This window comes from Capnocytophaga periodontitidis (assembly GCF_016126015.1).
GTDB classification, from domain to species: Bacteria; Bacteroidota; Bacteroidia; order Flavobacteriales; family Flavobacteriaceae; genus Capnocytophaga; species Capnocytophaga periodontitidis.
Map to the genome: position 1 here is coordinate 345,867 of NZ_JAEFDB010000002.1, position 22,709 is coordinate 368,575.

Here is a 22,709-nt window from a genome sequence, read left to right on the forward strand (position 1 = left end):
CCCCTAACACATAGAAATGAAACAAATTAACGGTTTTTCTAAACTTACCAAAGCCGAGAAAATTCAATGGCTTTGCGATACTTATTTTCCTGAGGTAGAGAATGCAGCCGCTTTCTTTGAAAAATACCACAACCCCGATGCCGAACTCCAAAAACGCCACGACGAGTTCATAGAAAATACAGTAACCAACTACTACTTGCCTTTTGCAGTAGCGCCTAACTTTCTCATCAACGGGCGCACCTATACGGTGCCTATGGCAATTGAGGAAAGCTCGGTGGTGGCAGCTGCCAGCCGTGCCGCGAAGTTTTGGCAGGGTAGGGGAGGCTTCCATACTACGGTGCTCTCTACCGAAAAAACAGGACACGTGCACTTCTTTTTCTACGGTGAAAAAGCGCATTTAGAAGTCTTTTTTGCCCGCGTACAGCCTTTGATGCTCGCCAATGCCAAACCTATCACCGCCAATATGGAAAAACGTGGCGGGGGCATTACTTCCCTTACTTTGGTAGATAAAACCGAAGCATTGGCACACTACTACCAGCTGTCGGCTACTTTTGAAACCTTAGATGCGATGGGGGCTAACTTCATCAACTCGTGTTTGGAATCGTTTGCCGAGACCTTTAGAGAAGAGGCTGAAAAAGATGCAGCTATCCGTGGGCAATACGAAATTGTGATGTCTATACTCTCTAATTATGTGCCTAACTGCTTGGTGCGTGCCGAAGTGCATTGCCCTGTAGACGAATTGGAAATTGCCCACCTCAAAGGAATGGCAGCAGCCAAAAAATTCGTGCAAGCCCTCGCTATTGCCAACGCTGATGTATACCGCGCCACTACTCACAACAAAGGTATAATGAACGGCATCGACTCGGTGATTTTAGCCACAGGTAATGACTTTCGCGCGATTGAGGCAGGAGCGCACGCCTATGCAACGCGTTCAGGCAATTACAAGAGTCTTTCCAACGCTTGGATAGAGGGCGATACCTTCCATTTTGCACTCGAATTGCCTTTAGCTTTGGGTACTGTAGGCGGACTCACCACGCTCCACCCCTTGGTGAAAACAGCCCTCGAAATCCTCGAAAAACCCAATGCTCGCGAGCTGATGCAAATCGTAGCTTGCGTAGGTTTAGCACAGAATTTTTCGGCTGTGAGTTCACTCATCAGTTTGGGTATCCAAAAAGGACATATGAAAATGCACCTCAACAATATTTTTAATCAATTAGGCGCTACCGACGACGAAAAACAACAGCTCACCGCTTATTTCAAAGATAAAACAGTGAGCCATAGTGAAGTTGCCGAGGCGTTGAAGAAAATGAGAAGATAGTGTTACGCCATTTTAGTTTCTAAAAGCTGTTTGTATTTTTGCCAATCTGGCATAAAGTTTTCTAATAGCCGGTAGAAGGCTTTGCTGTGATTGTGATGTACTAAATGACATAATTCGTGTAGTATCACATAATTTATACAAACTACAGGAGCTTTGATGAGTTCTGGGGTTAAGATTATTTTCTGCTGAGGAGTACAACTTCCCCATCGCTTCTCCATCTTTTTTATTTGTAATATAGGTTTTTCTAATCCGAACCTTTTAAATAAATAAAATTGTTCTTCAAAAAGCTTGTTAAATAAGATAGTAGCTCTTGCAATATACCATTGTTGCAAGAGCTTTTTTATATGTGTAGCATCAGGATTGAGTGTTTTTACTACCAATCTCCCTTGATAAAGCTTCACCTCTTCAGCCGTTGAAGGTTCTATCTTTAGCATATATTGTTTGCCGAGATATAAGAAGCTCTCTCCTCCTATATATTGGCGTGGAGGGGTGGCAGGCAGATAGCTTTGAAAGCTTCTTTGCTGTTTCTCTATCCATCTGCGTTTAACCTTCAAATGCTGTTCTATTATAGGCAAATCTGTGTCTATAGGGGCAAATACCTTTACTGAAGTATCAGGATAGACCTTTATACCTAAGGTTTTTCTATCAGTATAAAAAAGTTCGTAGTGGGTGCTCATTATCCTATTTGTTTACTTACTTTTACGATTTCTTCTATAATAGTATCTACTATATCAAAAGGAATTTCTACCCCCTGCTGTTGTTTTAGCTGATAGAAAAAATCGTCTATAGTTTGTGCTATTTCGTTTACTAGTAAACTGTTTTGTTGCCAATCTACAATAGGGGTACCTTCTTCATAGATAATGTGGTTGATAAGCAAATCTAGCTGTAAAGCCCATTTTACTTTTTGGGCTGTATGAGGCAAGGTGTCAAGGGTTTTGAGATGTTCGCCTAAAAGATTGTAGAAAGCTGTAGCTTTTTTATTTCCTATCAAAGCCTCTGGCAAATCGCTTTGTGCTCCTTCAAAAAACTGGTTTTCATAATCTCTTACCCTGTTGAAATACTCCAATTCGTCTATGCGTTTTTGCCGATAAGCTTCAATGGTTTGCCTGATGAGGGTAGAAAGCTTTTGGTAAAAAATAGGGTCTTCATCCATTTTTATACTGATGGCTTTCACAGTGCGCGAAGCGATATGGTCGGCTTTAGAGGCGTGTCCTGTTAGCTGCTCTAATGCTTTATCGCGTTCTTCTTTGTCAAACAAATCTATCTTTTCAGTGATTTGTAGAAAATCCCCATCGGTAATAATGTGTTTATCAATCAGTTTTTGTATTTGCTTTTCGTATTCGGTGTAATCAATCGTGTCAAAATAGCGGTGCGCTACATCGGTGCGCAATGCGAGGAAGAACTTCAAATCTTTTTGATAACGCTCTATAGTCGGCGCATTCTCTTCTGTATCAAAACTTACTAACGAAAGGGCTAATTTCAGCATACGCGCAAAGAGGGAGAGCCGTTCGTAAAATGTTTCTCTTTTTTCTTTGTCAGATAATAGTTCGGCATACGCTTCGGTGTCATATTTGTTTTTTACGGTTTTGAAAATATCCCACAACTGCGAGTGTAGTTGTGGTAGTTTTTCTATCTCTTTAGCGGCATTGGTAACAGTGTCTTTGAGGTCGTTTGCCTCAAAATCTTCCCAAGAGCCGTACATTTCAATGGCTTTATCAAGGTTTTCCAAATTGCCGTAATAATCTATGATAAGCCCATAATCTTTCCCTTCTTTCACTCGGTTTACACGCGCAATAGCTTGCAAAAGGGTATGCTCTTTCAGGCTTCGGGTGAGGTACATTACCTTTACAATAGGGGCGTCAAAACCTGTGAGAAGCTTATCGACTACTATCAGCAGTTCGGGCTGTTCTTTGTCTCGAAAACTATCAATCAGGCTGTCTTCATATTTTTTAGACGACCCGTATTTATCCATCATTGCTTTGTAGAAAGAACCTACTTTATATTCGTTTTCTTCAAAACTATCTTCGTTGTTCTCACGTGTGTCAGGAGCCGAGATAAGTACTTCACAGTCGAGTTTGCACTCTTTCATCAAATAGTCGCGATAGTCTATAGCAGCGGTTTTGCTGGGGGTTACTAGCATTGCTTTGAAACCTTCGTTTTGTACATTTTTCTTAAAGTGTTCTGCTATATCCCAAGCGCGCGCCTGAATAATCTGGTCGGCGCGATTGAGCTGGGCAATACTGTTTGCCTTGCATTTTAGATGAACTTTGCCGTAATCAGTAAGGGGTTCGCTTACACGGTCGAAATAGGTGTCTAAAGGTTTTTCGTTTAGGTCGAAAAGGTTATGCCTACCCTCATATAAGATAGGTACAATAGCTCCATCGGCTACGGCATCGGTAATAGTATAGGGGGTACCGATGATGCCACCGAACTTAGCTGCTGTGTTTTTCTCTTTTTTCATCAGTGGGGTACCCGTGAAAGCTATAAAGCAAGCTTTGGGGAATACTTGTTGCATTTTCACCCCTAACCTGCCGTATTGGGTGCGGTGGGCTTCATCTATCAGCACAAATATTTCTGAAGAGATAAGTGCTTTGTTTAGCTGACTTACTACGGTTTCAAACTTGTGAATGGTAGTAGTAATCACCTTATCGGTATGCTCTTTTAGCAGCTCAGTAAGTCTTGTGCCTGTAGTAGCTTTCTCTACCGATAGCTCACAGTCTTTAAAGGTATCACTTAGTTGCTTGTCAAGGTCGGTACGGTCAGTTACTAATAGTATTTTGGGGTGTTTAATGCTCTTATCGGTAGCCAAAAGCCTTGCCAGCATTACCATAGTAAGCGATTTTCCACTGCCTTGAGTGTGCCAGATGACCCCGCCTAAGCGCTTGCCGTCTTCTATGTGCTTTACTTTTACCAAAGTGTCTTCTACTGCAAAAAACTGCTGATAGCGGGCTATTTTTTTGATGTGATTGTCAAAAATAGTGTAGTGTTGTATAAGCCGTAGCAAGCGTTCTTTCCTGCAAAGGTAATAAAGCGTGAGGTCTTGCTGGGTGAGTAGTATCTCTTCTGTTGCTTGCTGACGAAAAAAGTATTGCGTACTTTGGTAGCGATGGGCAAAGAGCGCACTCTGTTCATCGGGAGGAAGCGGACGGTTTTTAAGGGATTTCAGTTGCTGATTTGCCTTGTTTTCAGCCAAACGATCGCCGAAGAGTTCGCGCCATACTTGCCAGTATTTTAGTGGCGTAGCAGTAGTGGCATAACTCGCACTATTTACCGCTAAAGCCAATAGTAGTTGAGAATATTGGTACAACTCGCGTATGCCATCGTCTTTCTGGTTGCGCAAGTGCTGCGAAATAGCCTCGGTAATAGGGTTTTTAATCACATTGCTTTTGCACTCTATAACTACTATCGGGATGCCATTGATAAACAGTACAATATCAGGGCGATAATGATCGTTGCGGGCAGTGCGTGTTACGGCAAACTCTTCGCTTACGTGAAAGACGTTGTTCTCGGGGCATTCCCAATCGATATACCTAAAAGAATAACTTTTCTTGCTACTGCCAATAGTTTGCTCAAAGGTTTTGCCCAATGTAAGCAGGTCATACACCTGTTGGTTTACCGCCATAAACCCCTCGTGAGTACGGAGCTCTTTGAGGGCTACTACTCCTGCGTTGATATTCTCTTCCGAAAAAGCATAGTCTTTCCCGCGATAGTGAATACAGTTTATCTTGGCGAGTTGCGCCTTGAGGATAGGCTCTAAGAGCACATTACTATGTTTATTACCACGCATAGCCAAAGCTTCTTCGGGCGACAGGTATTGGTAGCCCATATTTATTAGGAGCTGCAAAGCAGGTATTTGCGATATGATTTCTTCTCGGTAGTGCATAAAGATTAAATTTTAGCTATTGAGTAGTTTGTCTATATCTATATCAGTAGCAATTGCTTCAATAAGCCTGATGCTACCTTTTTTCAAAGCTGTTTTTCCTTGTACTAAGTTTTTAACAAATTGATTAGCAGGGGTTCCAAAGATTTTTTCTATTCTACCTTTAAAATGATCTGTAGTAGCTCCAGGATCTATGATGTCTATTTTTTTGTTAGGGTGTAGATTTCTTAAAATATCATTGAAATGTTCGTCAGCACTATTGAAAGAATAGCCCACAATAACTATGTGTTCAGCCTCTTGAACCCATTCTGAAGCTTTAGCCCAGAGCTCAATGTATTTGTAAGAGAGTATGGGTTTTAGTCTCAAAGGCGGAACTAAAGAAGGAATGATGTGTATTTGTTCTTCAATATTATTGTTGGTTACATCAATAGAAGGTTTGATGATGGAGCTTAGGAAATCTTCTAAATTTAGCTTATTTAAATTCTCTATCTCTAATAATTCTCTTGTATCCATTCTTACATATTCAGCAAGTCCTCCGTGAAAATAGATAACATTTTCCTTGCCTAATTGATTCTCTAAAAAGGAAGTATAATTGAGAGTGATAGCTCTTAAAGATGTTGGTAAATTTCCATAGAAAGGCATTTTAGCATTTCTTTTCTTGGAAAGTGCCTCTAGTACTTCTTTCTGCTTAAATACAAGATAAGCCCACAGTACCCAAGAAATATAAATGTAGCTCTTAATATCAGCACTTTTATTGTTGTAGAAACCTAAGAATTTCTCTATTAAAAGAAGTTCAATATTTAGCATTTCTGCCCCTAAAGCTTCTGCTACAGCGTGAGATTTACCTTCAAGACCTAATCTTAGTGTAATTTTAAGAACTTCTTTAAAAGTGTCAGATAAGGAGAGTTTATGAATGTCTAAGATAGAATCACTATCAATCAAAACGTCAGCTTTGTTAGGAAAAACTTCACGAATTAAATTCTCAATATCTTCATCTAAATTGCTGTTTTCAGCAATGGCTACTAATTTGTTGAAAAGCTTAATGATTAGCATTCCGTGCTTGTGGATTTTATCATCTTCACTTAATCCTTTTATAGCCTTTTGAACACGTTCAATCATTTTTTTTTGTTCGTTTGGTTCTCTGGTTACAATTTTATCAACAGCTGTCTTTATCATACTGTTGAAGCTAAATCTCATATTAGGAAGCATTTCTCTTAATACTTCATCAATACGTTTTCCTTCTTCTGTTGTTAGAAAACCAGTTATTCCGCCTAACAAAGTGTTTGCCAAGGGAAAATCAATACCTTTGGAGCGGTCAACTCCTGCTCCTGTAATTAATAAATGTTTCATAGTTATTTTATTGTTAAAATTTCTCCAGTAAGTAACTTTTGCATTAGTGTTTTCTTTTGAGCTTGCAAGAGTTGTAGCTTTTGTTCGTATAGTTTGAGCTCTTGATGGGCAGTATCAAGAATCTGATCAATAGCGTTTTGCTCTTTAAATGAAGGTACAAAGATAGTTAAAAAAGCGTATTTTGAAATCCAATGACGTTCGTGTCCTCCAATAGCATATTTTATAAGTTTCATAGCTTCAAAAATAAACCTAAGATTTACATTTTTCTTTGCTTTTAATAGCTTTACAGCTGATGATTTCACTTTAAAAGGAAAATCAATATATCTTGAATCTGTTGTAAAATCATCAAATAGAATTAAAGGGATATTTGTACATATTCCTTCTTTTTCATTGGTATAACCTAAAATGAATGTTTTTCCAGCCGTAAGCACAGGAATTTTATATTCATCACTATAATCAGTATTTTTAACAAGATAATTAGTAGGTTGCCCATAGTCTAAAAGCTCTCCCAGTTTCACTTCTTTCCATACACTCTTTTCAAAACCTTTGACTCTTTTCTCTCCCGTTAGCAACTGTTGGGCAAGCCCTTGGTTGCGCTGTTTTAGCTGGGTGATAATTTGAGTGGTAAGGCGAATGGCTTTATCACAAGTAAGTAGTATCTCGGCTATCTTTTCTTGCTCTTCTAATGGGGGAATTAATATAGAAAACTCAGCGACATCCTTTCCATTTATGTTAGGGTCTTTTCTACTACTTCCTGCAAATCTCTTCCATTTTTCAACATTCGCATTTAGCCAAAAAAGTAAATAATCAGAATTTACATCATCGTTTTTTAAAACTAAGGCAGAAAGGGCTTGGTTAATAGTTGCTTCCATAGCTAATTTTCCTGTCCGTCCTATTTGGTTAAAACCTCCATACATTGCTACTAAAACAGTGTTTGTTGGGTACAGCCGTAAAGATGTATTGTTTAAAGCGTACATACTAACTTTTTCTTCTGTTGTGGTAATATAGCTATTATTCAAGTCGGTTGTTTTCACCCAAGGTATATCAGCATTATCGTAAAATAATGGATTCTTTCTAAAAGGTGTTGTCCCTGAACTAATATTAGCTATCTCTCCTAACTTCTTTATTTTCCAATGTTTGGGTATATTTGTTATCATACTTTTTTTACTTTTGCTAATAGTTCCTTGCCTAATTGTTGGGGTAAAACGCTTATACTCTCATCATCTGGAAAAGTGCTATAAGGATAGCTTTTTTTGAGGAGATAATCATTCATTACCTCTATTTCTATAGTATATGAATTCTTTTCAAATGAAATATAAAAAATGCAATTCACAACAGAACTATCCCTTGCATAAGCACTACCATATAAATAGTATTGGAGAGTAATGTTATATATATCTGTAGTATAAGGGTCTATACCATAAACATTTTCCTTTTTTATGGGATTGTTGAGTTGTTTGGCAATTTTAGGAACAGAGGCAGTTAGAACTTCAAGTAAACTATTTCTGTTTTCTTCTTCAACTTCCTTATGATTTACTTTTCTAACTCTTTTCTTCTCCTGAAAAAGCTTGTCAAACTTTTGTAATACAGCTTCACAAGGGGCAAGGAGCTTTTGCTGTGCCCAATGAAAAACGTTTAGCACTTGTTGGGGGGTTTTGTAAGTCTCTTGGTGTTGTAGCTGTCGGGCGACAAGTGCGATTTCTTTGTCTAAATCATCAGGCTCTTCTATACTTTCGCCTTTGGCTGCTTTGATTGCCATTTCCAAACTACTCACTACTTGTTCTGCTATATAGCGTATAAAGGCTTCGTATTGCCCTGTGTCAGCTAAGTGGAGCGCGTGCAAATAGTTTTGTTTGTCGCTTGATTTGATAACCACTGGGGGCAACTTATGTGCTAAAAGTACGTAATTCATTAGCAAACGCGATACACGCCCGTTACCATCGTCAAAAGGGTGAATACATACGAATTTGTAATGAAACATAGCCGCAAGGGTTACAGGGTGCAAAGCGGTTTGCTCATCGCGATACCACTCCATAAGCGCTTGCATTTGTATGGGTACTTCCTGCGGAGCTGTGTATTCAAACAACTCTCCATTGGGTAAACGTACCGAGTTGGGCTGTGTTTTGTAGTTGCCTACTGTTATTTGTCGGCGGGTGGGTTGCCCATCGGGGGTAATAGCGTCTTTCCAAAAAGGCTGTACCAGAATAATTTGGTTGAGATTTTTAATGTCCTGTTCGGTAAGAGGAGTCTCGGTATCAGCAGCCCATTCTTTTATTTTTTGGAAAGCTACATCGTGTGCTTTCATCTCTTCGTAATCCCTCATTGGGCGACTGCTGTGGGTTTCATCAAATAGCAATAACAATTCAGTTTCACCATAAGTGAGTGTATTTCCCTCTATATGGTTAGAATTATAATTGAACTCCAAACGCACTTTTTTATCCCATCGGCGTTGGTTTTCAGGGCTCATAGGGAGTAGGCTATTGTAGGTAGCCAAAAGTTGGTCTATATAATCAAAAATATCCATTTTTACACAAGGTTTAGTTCTTTTAAATATTGTTCTATTTGTTGTTCTACTTGGCTGAGCTCTTGTTTTAGTTGCCCCAGCTCGCTATGTACAGTAGCTATGTCTACCAAAGTTTCTGGTTCAAAAGTATCTACATAGCGCGGAATGTTCAGGTTGTAGTCATTGGCTTCTATCTCTGCTAGTGTAGCGCGATAGGCAAAACGTTCTTCTATTACACTGCCTTTTTCAGCGTTAATGGGCTTAGCTTTTTTGTAGTGCTGATATACCGAAACAATATGGCTAATGTCCTCATCGCGCAAATGGTTTTGGTTCTTGCCACTTTCGTAAGCCTTGCTCGCATCTATGAAAAGCACATCGGTATTAGCTCCTTTTGCTCGGTTGAAAATCAGGATAGCCGCCGGAATACTGGTGCCGTAGAATAGATTGGCAGGCAAACCTATTACCGCCTCTAATAGGTTTTCCTCAATGAGTTGTTGCCTAATGGTTTTCTCCGAACTTCCGCGAAAGAGCACCCCGTGAGGCACAATCACCCCTACTCGTCCGTTAGTCTCGTGGGTGGTTTCAATCATATGGCTAATAAAGGCATAATCTCCTTTAGTTTTAGGGGGAATACCGCGATGAAAACGCTGGTAAGGGTCAGCAGCTGCATTTTCTACACCCCATTTGTCTAAAGAAAACGGCGGATTGGCTACCACTACATCAAATTTCATCAGCGCATCATTCTCTATGAGTTGGGGGTGGTTGAGGGTGTCGCCCCAAGTGATGTTTGCCGCATCTTGTTCGTGCAAGAACATATTCATCAGGCAGAGCGCCCATGTGCTACCGTTGTTTTCTTGTCCGTAAAGCGAATAGTTTTTGCCTTGTACTTCTTTAGCTACTTTTATCAGGAGCGAACCCGAACCACAAGCGGGGTCGGCAATGCGGTCGCCAGCTTTAGGAGCTACCAATTTAGCCAAAAGGGTACTCACTTCGGCAGGGGTGTAAAACTCGCCTGCTTTTTTGCCTGCTTCACCGGCAAAGTGAGCGATGAGGTATTCGTAACTGTCACCTATCACATCGTTGCCTGCAAGATGAGAAGGTTTAAGGTCTAAATTGAGGAAATCAGTAAGCAGTTTTTTGAGTATCTCATTGCGTTGCTTGGTTTGTCCAAAAACAGCTTCGGAATTGAAAGATATACTGCGGAATACATTAGTTAACTTGCTCCGATTGGCTTCTTCTAAAGCGGTAAGTCCTATGTCTATAATTTCGCCTAAATTGGGCTCGTTGCGGTGGTCGTATAAATAGTCAAAAGTGCTTTTTTCAGGAATGATAAAGCGGTCTTTTTGCAACTGTCGACTCACCATAGCCTCATCGCCATTGTATTTTTCGCGGTAACTTTCTATTTTTTCTTTTCTTACATCCGAAAGATATTTCACGAATAAGAGTGTGAGAATGTAGTCTTTATATTGCCCACTTCCCATTACAGGGCGCAGGGTATCACAAGCTTTCCATACGATAGCATTGATAGTATCGCGAGTTATTTTATTTTCTTCCATAGTTACTATTTGTTAATTGTTGAATAATAGCCTGATGTAATTGGCGTTCTTTTTTTATAATTTGTTGTCTTAAAATGTTTTTTTGCTGAAATAGCAGGTTAAAAGCAGCTATTTGTTGCTGTACTTCAAAAGAAGGAAGCGGAATTTGCAAATCTTCTAACTCTTTTTTCCTTAGTGAAAAAATATTACTACCTCCTCCCATTTGCCATAATTGTTGCTGGTATTGAGGTAAATTGAGAATAGCTACCAAATAAGTAGGCAATACAATAGAAGTATCGACTCTTAACACATAAAATATAGAGGAAGCTACTGCTTTGCCCCATTGTGCTTGAAACAAAGTGGCGAAAATTCGGTTCCCTTTAGAGGGTAATAGGATATCGTTAGCCAAAAGGAGATTTTTAGTATACTTCTCATCTTCTTTAACAAAAGCATCTACATTCCCCAAGAATTGATTGTTTTCATCAAAGTTTTTGAGCTGTAAGTATAAGATTTCTCCCTTGGGGAGCGCACTATCATAACAACCAAATTGTATTTTACTTAATTCTTTTAAAGCCTTCATATAATTTGAAAATTTCTACAATTGTATTTTCAGGGCGCAAAGTAATAACAAATAATTTAATTACGCAAATTTTTATTGTAGATTTTTTCAAAATATTTTTTGAGAAAGATTTAATATGAAAAAAATCATCTGATAATTAAATGATAAAAGTTTAAAATCTATTTGATTTTCAATAGATTATTAGAGAATATAGGACTTGGAATAAGCTATAATTTAAAATTTGGTTAAGTATCAAGTACAAAAATGAATTGTCTAAAGTATAGAAGAAATTAAAAAATCTATTGAGATTTTTCAATGTTTGACCTATTTTTACTAATTTTGTAGTCAAAAAGAAAGTTATACACTATGAAAACCCCTATCATGTTTATTTTTCTGTTGTTAGTCTCTGCTGTAAGTGCACAGAAATTGCATTTATATGGTGGAAGCAATCACGATGTTTATTTGGGATGCTTGAATTGTAGTAAAACTGATAGCAATTCTATATGGAATGACTTGGGTAAGTACGGGTCGGCTAATAGTTCGATGTCTATATGGAATGACTTTGGCACCTATGGCAACCCTATGAATAGTTTGAGTCCGTGGAATGATTTTGCCTCTAAACCTCCTATAGTAGTAGATGCTTCGGGGAAGTTTTGCGGCTATTTTACAGTCAATAAAAGTTATAATAAAAGAGCAGAGTTTGAATTAGCTCTGCTCATTTATGATAATTACCAAGCAATTCGCAAAGATGTTAGCACTTGGTATAGAAAACTCTTCTAAAAATTGTAAGTAACGGTAGCATTTACATTGCGTGGGGCACCAGGGAAGTTGCGGAGGTTATCGTAACCACTAATCCAATAGGTGCGGTTGAGCACATTGTTTACATTTACTTGGAACTGTACATCTTTCACTTTGTAGTAGAGTACAGCGTTTACTAAGGTGTATTCGGGGTAGGTGGCAGCTGTAGCACGACGCCCTACTTGCCCTAACCGCTCACTTACATAATTCACTCCTACACCTAATCCCAAACCTTCTAAAGCACCTTTTTGGATAATGTATTTCGTCCAGAAATTAGCGGCGTGACGAGGCGTGCTGGGGCGTTGCATATTCAGGTCTTTTAGGATACCATCTTCTTTTAGTTTTACAATACGGGCATCGGTATAGGCATAGTTCGCCACTACACTCCAGTTGGGGGCGATACGTCCAGCGACATCTACTTCAAAACCATTCGATTCTTCGTCTACAGGCACACGCCAATCGGGTTTGCCTGTTTTGGCACTTTGCTCTAACGAGTTTTCTTGCTTGATTTTAAATACCGAAACAGTAGCATTCAACCGCTTGTTGAACCATTCGGTTTTGAGCCCTATTTCGTGTAATTCACTCTTCACATAATCAAACGGGCCTCCATAACGCTCGGGGTCGGACTGTATGTTCGCCCCTTGAGGTTGAAATCCTTTTACCCAAGTGGAATAGAGGTTGATATTTTCCGATGCCTCTATCACCAATCCCACACGTGGTATAAAGGCTTTGGTTTCGCGTTGGGTCTCTTTATCAGTGTCTTTGTTGAGGATTTCGGTAAACCATTCTTGTCGCAACCCTACGAGCACTTTCACGATGCTGATGTCCATCTGCTCTTGCACATAAACGCCGTGAGAATATTCCTCATATGGATTGAGCACATTTTGGCGGTAGATATACTTGCTAATGTCTTTATAGCCATTACCCGCCGAACGATTTTCTAAATCGAACACCGGTACATTGGTAGTAGGAGTTTGTACTGAACCTGCTAATACGTTGGCGGTGGTGGTATAGGTATTCACTACTTTGGTTTTGTCCTTGCTCAAATACCCCTGAGCGGTAGTGCCCGAAGAACCGTATTTCTGTTCCGATAGGAAATAGTCGTAGCCCACTAATAACTTGTGTTTCACAATGCCTGTGTTGAAAGTGAAGTTGAAGTAGTTGTTAAAACTATTGTTCGCAAACGATCGCTTACGCTGGTTGAAAAGCATCAGCACCTTGTTAGGGTCGGCATAGCGGAAAGCGTTGGCGCCATTGCCTATTTGTTTGTAGTATAAGTTGGCTTGGGTGTGTTCTTGCATATCCTCGCTATAAGTAGAGTTGAGGTAGATAGCATTAAACGAAATATGCTCGTTGAACTTATGAGAGAGTCCGATAGTAGTGTTGAGAGTATTTTCTTTAAGGAAGTCGTTAGCAGCGCTCATCGACATACTGATGGGGGTATCGTAGAGCGTACCATTGGCAGGGAAGGCTTGTCCGCGGTCTATTTTGCCATTGAAATTCTGATAGACAAAATCAACATTCACGCTGGTTTTGTCGTTAGGAAGATAAGAAAATGAAGGAGCGACGATATAGCTTTCAGAGCCTTGCAAATCGCGGAAAGAATCGGTTTTCTCATAGCCTAAATTGAGTCGGTATAAAAGGGTTTTCTTAGGGTTGAGGGGGCCTGTGAAGTCGCCGTAGGTTTTGAGGGTATTCCACGAACCAACACCTACCGAGATGCTGTTCTGGTTTTTTAGAAGAGGTTTTTTGGTTACCCTATTGATTACACCCCCAGGGGCAGCATTGCCAAAGAGTGCCGAAGCAGGCCCTTTGATCACTTCTACACGCTCAATATTAGCTAATGACGATTGTTTCCACAAGCTCGTTTGAGCACGCATACCGTTGAGTAGGTTGCCTGAATTGCGGTTACCTGTCGCACGAAATCCGCGTATTGAAAAATCGTTGTAGGAAGTGTATTGGTTTACCCCACTGATGTTTTTCACTACCTCATTCACGGTAGTAGCACCTTGGTCTAAAATGAGCTCTTTGGTAACATACCCCACCGACTGAGGAACGTCTTTTAGGGCAGCAGCTGTTTTGGTACCTATAAAGGAATTGGTGTTTTTATAGCTACTTTCCTTTCTGCCAACTACTTCTACTTCTTGTAGAGCGGTGAGTTCTTCGCTGAGTTGCACATCGAGGTGCGTGTGCGTACCACTGGGATTAGGACTGATATCGGCGCGTATTTTCAGCGATTGGAAGCCAACGTAACTAAATACAATAGTTTGCTTGCCAACAGGTACGTGGTGGAGGTTGTAAAACCCAGCTTCATTGGTGGTAACACCATTGTTAGTTCCTTCGAGTAATACGGTAACTCCTACGAGCGGCTGTTTGTTTTCATCGGTTACGCGCCCTCTTACATCGGTTTGTTGGGCAAAAATATAGTGAATATTAACACCTAAAAATGTTAATAACAGAAAGATACGTTTAGACATACGCTTTTATTTAAAATTATTCTACTTTATTACGGCGTGCAAAAATAGAGAAAATTTTAAATATAGTAAGAAAAAAGGCAGTGAAATTTAATCACTACCTTATTTTTTAGCCTTTTCTTTTTCAGCCCATTCTTTTTTGAGTTCTTCTGCCCAAAGTAATTCTCTACCTACTTCTTTCTTTATAGTAGATTCACTGTTATGTGAGTGACGCGGACTTTGAGTGTCAAACAAAAAATCATAACTTCCCGCTACAATGCCTTTGCCCTCTATATAAGCAAAGCGGTCAATGCCACGATGATAAGCCTCTAACCCCGAGCGATTATTCCAAGCAGTGAACGTCCAAAACAGATAAACAGTATCTTTGCCGCGTTTTTCTGTACCCGATAGGTAAATACTTTCAAAACAACTATCCAAGAAAGATTCTTTATCTTCCATTGGCTGAGCATATTTACTAATATGTGTTCCTTTGTTCAATTCTTTTTTTAACTCAGCATAAGTGACAAAATCTTGCTTTGTATTGATGATATTACTATCGTTCAAGTGTACTTTTGAAGAATAGTTCATCAACTGAAAAACTTCTACTAAACAGCATCTCGCTTTATAATACTTGTCGTCTTCTTTTTTTACTAAAGAGAAGGAGTTTAAGAATTTATTTTTATTACTTCTGCGAACTTCTTCTATCTTAACAACAGCTTTTTCGACCTCTTCCTTAGAGACTTCTACCCAAGAGTTAGCATTGTTCATATCAGGTAATACCGAGATGAGAGTTAAATAATTATAGCCAAAGAAAACTCCCTGATTGAATACATTATACATCTCAATTTCTTTTCCTTCATAAAAAGAATGAGGGCGTAATGTATAGTGTTTTACTTGATAATGAGCGGTAAGGCTATCTAAGAGTATGTATTTCTGTTCTTGTGCTATTACAGCACAAGAGCAAAATAATAGTAAGTAAAGTAAGTTTTTCATAAGCCTTATTTTTTAGCCTTTTCTTTTTCAGCCCATTCTTTTTTGAGTTCTTCTGCCCAAAGATATTCTTTTGAGCTTAGAATATTATTAAACCAATCTCTATTTAAATTCCACCAAGGCGAAAAATGAGCATCAAAACTACCTGCTATTACACCCTTCCCTTTGATATAAGCAAAACGACCTATTCCTCTATTATTACAAAGTTTATAGAAATAATATACTTTATATCCTTCTATATACTCAATAGATGACAAATAAATTCCTTTTAAATCGTTTGGAATATTTGGATTATATGATATTTCATAGCTTTGGTAAGGTCTTTGGTCAAGAGGAAACATATAATTAGGATAACGCTTTTTATAGATATTTCTCATTTTGTCAAAAGGGAAGATTTGCTGTTGAAAATCTAATAAAGCACATTTGTCCTCTTTCTGTTTTTCTATTTTTTTATTGGAAAATAGAAATCTTTCAATATTGCAGAATTCACTTGCGAAATACTTATTCCCTTCTTTTTTTACAGCACGAACATAACCAAAATCTATTTTAAAAAGATCTTTTGTAGAAAGAATATTATTTTGTATGCTCTTAAAAGAAATCTCTTGCCAAATATTCCGTTCATAATCAGGAAGTATAGAAACAAGTAATAAATAGTCTTTAAAAAATATATTATAGAGTTCTATAGTATTTTCACTGCCATAGGGTAAGGTGCTAAAAGTGTATTTTTTAGTATCATAATGAGTGGTAAGACTATCCAAAAGTATATATTTTTGTTCTTGGGCCATTATAGCACAAGAACAAAAGAATAATAAGTATAATAACTGCTTCATTTTCCTTTCTTCCAATTTTCTAATTGTTTCTCTTTTTCAGCCCATTCTTTTTTGAGTTCTTCTGCCCAAAGAAGATGTCGTTTCCCGTCGTGGGTTAGTTTTGCCCAATCTCCATCCCAGCTATCTCTTTTTCCTTTTGTGTAAAAATAATCATAATAAGCTCCTGCTACAATGCCTTTGTCCTTAATATAAGCAAGTTCTCCAATATATCTTGCATTACAAAATTGATAAAAGTAATAGATCTTATTTCCCAATTTATCTTCTATATTAGAAAGATAAGTACTTTCTAAAATATCAGGGATAAGAAAACCTAAATCATCTTCATCTAAAGGAAAAGTGAGAAAAGAGACTACCTTTTTATAATTTTCCTTTAAAATATTCATAGGTTTTATAGGTTGATTAGTGTTAAGAATAAAATTCTTAGTAGCAACTTGCATATCACGAGGGTAATCCATACAATAAAAATCTTCTATCCAAGTGTTTTTACTCGCATAGTACTTATTTTTTACTTTTTTTATTAGAATTGTGTTGCTAATATCAAAAGCTTTTTCAAGAGGTACATTAAAAACTTTGTGTTCAACTCTCATAAAAATATTTTTAACTGAGAATAGATTGTTTTTTATTTTTTTGAAATCAATCTCTTCCCAATTACTTTTACTACTAAGGTCAGGAAGTACAGAGAATAATATTATATAATCAATCCCTTTATTTGTGCCATAATATGGAGAAAAAACATTATATATTTCAATAGTATTTTTAACCCCATAAGGTGATGAGTCAAGCGTATATTGTTTTACTTGATAATGAGCGGTAAGGCTATCAAGCAATATATATTTTTGTTCTTGGGCTATTACAGCACAAGAACAGAATAATAGTAAGTAAAATAACTGCTTCATTTTCCTATAATTTCTTTCTCTTCTCGTTCTCGTTCCTTTTGCCATTTTAATTCTTTATCTCTCCATTCTTTTTTGAGTTCTTCTGCCCAGAAAATTTCATTTTTATAAGGTTCTCTTACTTTCAACCAATCACCTCCCCTAAGTGTTCTTTTCCCATAAGGAAAGAAATACCCATAATAATTCCCTGCTACAATCCCTCTGTCTTTAATATAAGCAAATTCACTAATAGTATTATTGTCTCTTAAAGAATTAGAAAACAAATAAAAATAATAAATAATATCTCCTTCTTTATTTTCTACATTAGCCAAATAAATATGCTCTAAATGCTTAGGTATAATCCAAAAAAGTTCATCCAAAGGAAATTCTTGGTTAGGAAATTGTTTTTTATATAGAGACCTTAGCACACTTACAGGCATTGTTGGTTGATGAATATCTATCACATAATTATTAGTTGTTACTTTCATCTCTGAAGGTGTATTTGTGCAGAAAAATTCATTTACCCAACAGTTCTTTGCCACAAAATATTTACCTTTAACCTTTTTAACTAAATACAATGCTCTACTATCTTCTATTTTAGCCTCTGGATTATAAGTCCTATTGTATATCTATCAAACAACTTTTTAGTTGGCAGAAAGTTCTTTTGCAATAAGGAAAAATCTATTTCTTGCCAACTATTCTTGCTTTCAAGGTCAGGGAGTACTGAAAACAAGACTATAAAATCACTATCTAAGTCTTTGCCATAGTTTTTAGAAAATACATTGTAGATTTCTATTTCATAATCCACCTTATAAGGCAAAGTACTAAGAGTATATTTTTTTACGGTATAATTGCTTGTAATACTATCTAATAGTATATATTTTTGTTCTTGTGCTATTATGGCACAAGAACAAAAAAGTAGTAAGTAAAATAAGTTTTTCATAAGCCTTATTTTTTAGACTTTTCCTTCTCAGCCCATTCTTTTTTCAGTTCTTCTGCCCACATAATTTCTTTTTTACTAAGTATGTTGAGAGGTTGTTTTCCTATATATTTATCACGAGGAATAAAATAATCATCATAAGAACCTCCTACAATGCCTTTATTTTTTATAAAAGCAAAACGAGAAACTCCTGCGTTATCAGTAAAACTCCAAAAAAAGTATATTTTATTACCTTTTTTCTCCTCAATATGCGAAAGATAAATACTCTCTAATTCTCTAGGAATAGCATAGCGCATATCAGTGGCTTCTAAAGGGAAATCCCTATCAGGGAATAGTTTTAGATAAGCTGTTTTGAGTTCGTTATATGAAGTAAACTGCTGTCCTAAGTTTATTATATTTGCTCCTGAAATATGAAAAATAGAAGGGAAATTAACAACTCTAAATTTTTCTATAGAACAATAGGTCTTACTTCTATAAAAGGAGTTCCCTTCCTTCTTTATCATATAATAGGGGTAAAAAAGTTTATAATTATTCTTAGGATTATCAACTTCTCTAAGCAATTGTTGAGTACTAAGGGCTTTTGAATGAAAAGCTTCCAAACTTATTTTTTCCCATTTATTGCCACTTTCTGTTTCTGGAAAGACCGATAACAGTAAAAACTCATCAGGATTAATCCATACATTGTATATGTCAATTCCTTGATGATAGCCGTAAGGTATTGAGTTGATAGTGTATTTGTTGAAATTAAACTTTTGGGTTAGGCTATCAACTATTATATATTTATATTCTATTTGTCCCCAAGTTAAAGTAGGGAGAAGTAGAGAAATAATCCATCTTATTAAGGTGTACATTTTGTTCCTTTTTTATTATTGTTTCCTTCTCTTTCATTTTGATTAAGCCTAATTTCCCAATCAAACATTTCACGAACAATGCCTGTTTTAGCCATTGCTTTCGCTGTATCTAAAGGTATATTGTGATTATAAGAACGGATAGCGTCAACTAACTTATCAATAAAAGGTTCAAACTGAAAATGGCCTCCTTTTTGATCTCTCAAAAATTGAAATCTATCATAAGCAACACCATTATGAATACCAATAGCTCTGTAATAATATACAGAAGGATATTTTTCATTAAATTTATCTCCTAACTGTTTTTTTTCATAGCTTAGAAAAGCGTGTATAGCTTCGTGATACATAGTTACTAATATGTATTCATTTGTAGCAGAGTTAAGGATATCTGGATTGAAATATATTTCAACCTCTCCTTTTTCTTTAGACATAGAAATTAGGTGGTAATATGCGTCTGTAGAACTTCCTCTTAACTTGTTATCTTCAAGAATAGTAAGATTAAATTTGTTATTTGTTCCAAAAGTCTCTCTAAGAATCTTAGCAATATCGTTATTTAAGTTAGGAGCTTGAGCTAAAAGGGCTTTTGCACACCGGTTGGTAAGAGAATCTTTTATAGTATCTTCTCTTTTGTCTTGCTTTTTCTCTTCTTTTTTCTCTTCCTCTTTTGCCATACCTGCTCCTATATTGCTACTGCTACCTCCGCCACCTGCGCTCCTTTTTTCTCTTAACTTTCTCGTATCATCGCTATCTCTATCATCATAAAAGTCCCCATAATTATATGGTGAATAATCATAATACGTATAATGAGGAAAGTCAGAATTATTTCTACTTTTTTTAGTAAATTTGCCATAAACAGTAACAGGCTCTAACACAAAGTAATTATCACTTCCGCCTCCACCACCATCACCATCGTCTTCTCGTTCATTTGGTCCTTTACCTGGGGAAAAAGTCGGAGGAGGTGTAATAATAAAACGACAACTTACACATATAGGCTTTCCACTTTTAGCGGTTACAGAGGCTTCGTTATTATCTATAATTCTATAGCTTCCTTTGCGTTTGGGTACTATTTTATGAGTAATAACTCCATCCGTCATTCGGTAAGCCGAAAGAAAGACACCTTTAGTATCAAGCAAATAAAATTCAGCATTTATAATGCGACGATCTGCCCTAATACTATCTATCTGAGGAAGAAAAAGATATTGCTCAGTCTTTCCATCTTTTTTAAGGAAGAGTACTTCTCCATTGAGTTCTGTTCTAGAGATCCTCACGGGTACTTTGGCATAAGGCATTTCTTCTAAGTCTTTCATTTGCTCAAAATACTGCCAATCTGTTTCTAACTCAATAAACGGGTACTTCCTACGGCTCACACTGTTGGTCGTGCGTTTCTGGTTTTCCGAAGCCTCAAAAAGGCTTTTGGCTTCATCTAAGCTCACCACCGCTTGAGGGTCTACGGCAGGAACTGGTTCTTCTTGCGGTAATACTTCTGGAGCATCGTCGCGCTGGCAATTAGTAAGAAATAATCCTACTAATGTCAGTACTAATAGTTTTAAACTTGCATTTCTCATTGTAAATAAGATTGAAATTCTGCAACAAAGGTAGATAGTGGTTTTTTATAAAGCAAATAAGAGAAGAATTTTAACATTTTTATGCCCTAACAAAAAAATGCTTTTTTGGTAATTTGAATGTTAAAAAAATAGCGACTTATTATCTTTTTAACAAAAGAGTTGTAAATTTGTTATTTTTCAATCTTTTAAATTATGGATATTTCAATGAAAAAGGAATAAAGAAATTAACTGTTTTTAACGTAATAATAGATTTTGTTAAATTCTAAGGACTTTAGCAAAGTGTAGCTATACAAAGACGATAATAAAAAACTGCCCTGAAAAGTTTTATACTTTCTTGGGGCAGTTTTCATTATGATTAAAAAACAACTATGCCATTATAGCGGTTTTACCAAACTCAAGAACCATTCTTTTACATCACCTTCTAATAGAGGAGCGAGTTTTTCTTCACAGGTTTTGTGGTAGGCGTTGAGCCATTGGCGTTCTACATCGGTGAGGAGAGCTACATTAATACCTGAAGGCATAAACGGACAAAGCGTGAGGGTTTCGAAATCGTAGAAAGTACCAAACTCATTGCTCGCTACTTCACGCACCGTAATGAGGTTCTCGTGACGAATACCGTATTGGTTTTCGAGATATACCCCAGGTTCGTCGGAGCATACCATACCTGCTAATAGCACTTGTGGGTTGAGGTCTTTGCGGATATTTTGAGGGCCTTCGTGTACGTTCATAAAGCTACCTACACCGTGACCTGTGCCGTGACCGTAGTCCTTGTGGTTTTTCCAGAGTGCCATACGCGCATAGGCGTCGAGCTGTACGCCACGAGTGCCTTTAGGAAACTGTACCATTGCGAGTTGTATCATTCCTTTGAGTACGAGGGTACTATCGTCTATAAACTGCTGACTTACTTTGCCTAATGGAATGGTACGAGTGATATCGGTAGTGCCTTCAAGATACTGTCCGCCAGAGTCTACCAAAACGCTACCTTCGGGATGTACCTCTTTACTGCCGTGTTCAGGAGCCGAATAGTGTACAATAGCACCATTACCTTGGTAACCAATGATACTGCCAAAACTTTCACCTACAAAGTTCTTGCCTTCGGCGCGGAAGTCGCGTAGCTTCTTGCCGATGCTGTATTCGGTCATTGGTTCTTTGCCTACTTGGTGGGTGAGCCAATAGAGGAACTTCACCATTGCCACCCCATCGCGTACCATTACGGTGCGGAATCCTTCGAGCTCGGTAGGGTTTTTCACGGCTTTCATTAGGTTGCCAGGAGCGGGAGCTTGCACGAGTTTGTTGTCCTTTTGGAGGGCTTCAAATATCGCTTGATTGGTATTAGGGGAGAGGAGTATATTTTGTCCTTTTACGGTAGCCAAATAGTTGTAGAACTCGTCATAAGCACGTACGTTTACTTTGGCTGCTGCCAAATGAGCTTCTACCTCAGGGGTGAGTTTAGCTTTATCTACAAAAAGGGTGGCATCTTTATCGGTGAGGGCAATATAACCGAGGAATACAGGGTTGTAAGCCACATCGCTACCGCGGAGGTTGAGTGTCCAAGCTACATCGTCTAAGGCAGTGATAAGGTGTAAGGTAGTGCGATGGGTAGCCATTGCTTTGCGAATAGCGGTGAGTTTCTCGGCTACGGTTTGTCCTGCCCATTTATCGGGGTGTACGAAAATGTGATGAAGAAGGTCTTTTTCGCGATTTGTCCAAATAAGGTCGATGAGCGGTTTATGTACCAATTTGATGTTGTGAGCAGCTAAAGTAGCTTGTAGTTTTTCCCAAGCGATGTGAGAGGTTGCTAAGGCGTTGAGTGCTACAGTAGCCCCAGCAGGAAGTACTGATACGAGCCAATCGGCATAATCGGGAGTGCCTTCTACACCGTCTTTGAAGAGGTCGATGCCAGAGCCTTTGAGCTCAATCGCCGATTGTACAAAGTAACGAGAGTCCGTCCACAAGCCGGCTTTATCTTTGGTAACCACTACAAAACCCGCAGAGCCTGTAAATCCAGAGAGCCAAGCGCGTTCGAGCCATTCTTTGGGGAGGTATTCACTAAGGTGAGGGTCGGCGCTGAATACCACAAAAGCGTCGATGTGGTTTTCTTGCATTTTAGAGCGCAAGAGAAATAATTTTTCGGGTGTATTCATTGTTTATAGTTTTATGTTTTTGCAGCTTTGCTGCCTTAATTTCTCGCACTGATTACACGAATCACACAAATTTTGACACGGATAATTTTCTATTGTCAGTTGTGATGTGCACGGATTAGTAGCT

Annotated in this window: 18 protein-coding genes; 2 read left to right on the forward strand and 16 right to left on the reverse strand. The window is 37.9% G+C overall.

Annotated elements, in window-relative coordinates:
- Positions 1-16 precede the first annotated feature (16 nt).
- Positions 17-1,318 (forward strand): hydroxymethylglutaryl-CoA reductase, degradative, encoded by a 1,302-nt coding sequence (locus I7X29_RS05815; protein ID WP_198473283.1) that lies wholly within the window; start codon positions 17-19, stop codon positions 1,316-1,318.
- A gap of 2 nt (positions 1,319-1,320) precedes the next feature.
- Here the strand turns inward: I7X29_RS05815 and I7X29_RS05820 are convergent, their stop codons facing one another.
- Genes I7X29_RS05820 through I7X29_RS05850 form a run of 7 tightly spaced genes read right to left on the reverse strand, consistent with a single transcriptional unit; the run spans position 1,321 to position 11,166 of the window.
- On the reverse strand, positions 1,321-1,995 hold the full coding sequence (locus I7X29_RS05820) for a M48 family metallopeptidase (protein ID WP_198473285.1): 675 nt from the start codon (positions 1,993-1,995) through the stop codon (positions 1,321-1,323).
- Positions 1,995-5,201 (reverse strand): type I restriction endonuclease subunit R, encoded by a 3,207-nt coding sequence (locus I7X29_RS05825; protein ID WP_198473287.1) that lies wholly within the window; start codon positions 5,199-5,201, stop codon positions 1,995-1,997. The genes I7X29_RS05820 and I7X29_RS05825 overlap by 1 nt, the downstream gene beginning before the upstream one ends.
- A gap of 12 nt (positions 5,202-5,213) precedes the next feature.
- Positions 5,214-6,548, reverse strand: coding sequence for a hypothetical protein (locus I7X29_RS05830; RefSeq protein ID WP_198473289.1), 1,335 nt, complete (start codon positions 6,546-6,548; stop codon positions 5,214-5,216).
- A 2-nt stretch (positions 6,549-6,550) separates the two neighbouring features.
- Positions 6,551-7,705, reverse strand: a complete 1,155-nt coding sequence (locus tag I7X29_RS05835) for a restriction endonuclease subunit S (protein WP_198473291.1) — start codon at positions 7,703-7,705, stop codon at positions 6,551-6,553.
- Complete coding sequence (locus I7X29_RS05840) at positions 7,702-9,072, reverse strand: Fic family protein (RefSeq protein ID WP_198473293.1); 1,371 nt, start codon at positions 9,070-9,072, stop codon at positions 7,702-7,704. Before I7X29_RS05840 ends, I7X29_RS05835 begins: the two co-directional genes overlap by 4 nt.
- Before the next feature lie 2 nt (positions 9,073-9,074).
- A complete protein-coding gene (locus I7X29_RS05845) occupies positions 9,075-10,607 on the reverse strand; it encodes a type I restriction-modification system subunit M (RefSeq protein ID WP_198473295.1) in 1,533 nt (510 codons plus the stop codon).
- A complete protein-coding gene (locus tag I7X29_RS05850) occupies positions 10,594-11,166 on the reverse strand; it encodes a restriction endonuclease subunit S (RefSeq protein ID WP_198473297.1) in 573 nt (190 codons plus the stop codon). Before I7X29_RS05850 ends, I7X29_RS05845 begins: the two co-directional genes overlap by 14 nt.
- A 345-nt stretch (positions 11,167-11,511) precedes the next feature.
- Between I7X29_RS05850 and I7X29_RS05855 the strand changes: the two genes are divergently transcribed.
- Positions 11,512-11,925, forward strand: a complete 414-nt coding sequence (locus tag I7X29_RS05855) for a hypothetical protein (RefSeq protein WP_198473299.1) — start codon at positions 11,512-11,514, stop codon at positions 11,923-11,925.
- Here I7X29_RS05855 and I7X29_RS05860 read toward each other — a convergent pair.
- The 9 genes from I7X29_RS05860 to I7X29_RS05895 all read right to left on the reverse strand — a co-directional run bounded on the left by I7X29_RS05860 (position 11,922) and on the right by I7X29_RS05895 (position 22,585).
- Complete coding sequence (locus tag I7X29_RS05860) at positions 11,922-14,420, reverse strand: TonB-dependent receptor (protein WP_088592853.1); 2,499 nt, start codon at positions 14,418-14,420, stop codon at positions 11,922-11,924. The genes I7X29_RS05855 and I7X29_RS05860 overlap by 4 nt on opposite strands.
- 99 nt (positions 14,421-14,519) lie before the next feature.
- Complete coding sequence (locus I7X29_RS05865; RefSeq protein ID WP_198473301.1) at positions 14,520-15,389, reverse strand: hypothetical protein; 870 nt, start codon at positions 15,387-15,389, stop codon at positions 14,520-14,522.
- 5 nt (positions 15,390-15,394) lie between these two features.
- Positions 15,395-16,216 carry a hypothetical protein gene (locus tag I7X29_RS05870; RefSeq protein WP_198473303.1) on the reverse strand — a complete coding sequence of 274 codons (822 nt, stop codon included), beginning with the start codon at positions 16,214-16,216 and terminating at the stop codon, positions 15,395-15,397.
- Positions 16,213-17,112 carry a hypothetical protein gene (locus I7X29_RS05875; RefSeq protein ID WP_198473357.1) on the reverse strand — a complete coding sequence of 300 codons (900 nt, stop codon included), beginning with the start codon at positions 17,110-17,112 and terminating at the stop codon, positions 16,213-16,215. Before I7X29_RS05875 ends, I7X29_RS05870 begins: the two co-directional genes overlap by 4 nt.
- Complete coding sequence (locus I7X29_RS15340; RefSeq protein WP_225883670.1) at positions 17,109-17,576, reverse strand: hypothetical protein; 468 nt, start codon at positions 17,574-17,576, stop codon at positions 17,109-17,111. Before I7X29_RS15340 ends, I7X29_RS05875 begins: the two co-directional genes overlap by 4 nt.
- 104 nt (positions 17,577-17,680) lie before the next feature.
- Positions 17,681-18,031: a hypothetical protein gene (locus I7X29_RS15345; protein WP_225883675.1), complete on the reverse strand. Its 351-nt coding sequence runs from the start codon at positions 18,029-18,031 to the stop codon at positions 17,681-17,683.
- Positions 18,032-18,036: 5 nt separating this feature from the next.
- Complete coding sequence (locus I7X29_RS05885; RefSeq protein ID WP_198473305.1) at positions 18,037-18,879, reverse strand: hypothetical protein; 843 nt, start codon at positions 18,877-18,879, stop codon at positions 18,037-18,039.
- Positions 18,867-20,441, reverse strand: coding sequence for a hypothetical protein (locus tag I7X29_RS05890; protein WP_198473307.1), 1,575 nt, complete (start codon positions 20,439-20,441; stop codon positions 18,867-18,869). The genes I7X29_RS05885 and I7X29_RS05890 overlap by 13 nt, the downstream gene beginning before the upstream one ends.
- Positions 20,442-20,815: 374 nt before the next feature.
- Positions 20,816-22,585: an aminopeptidase P family protein gene (locus I7X29_RS05895; protein ID WP_198473309.1), complete on the reverse strand. Its 1,770-nt coding sequence runs from the start codon at positions 22,583-22,585 to the stop codon at positions 20,816-20,818.
- Positions 22,586-22,709 lie beyond the last annotated feature (124 nt).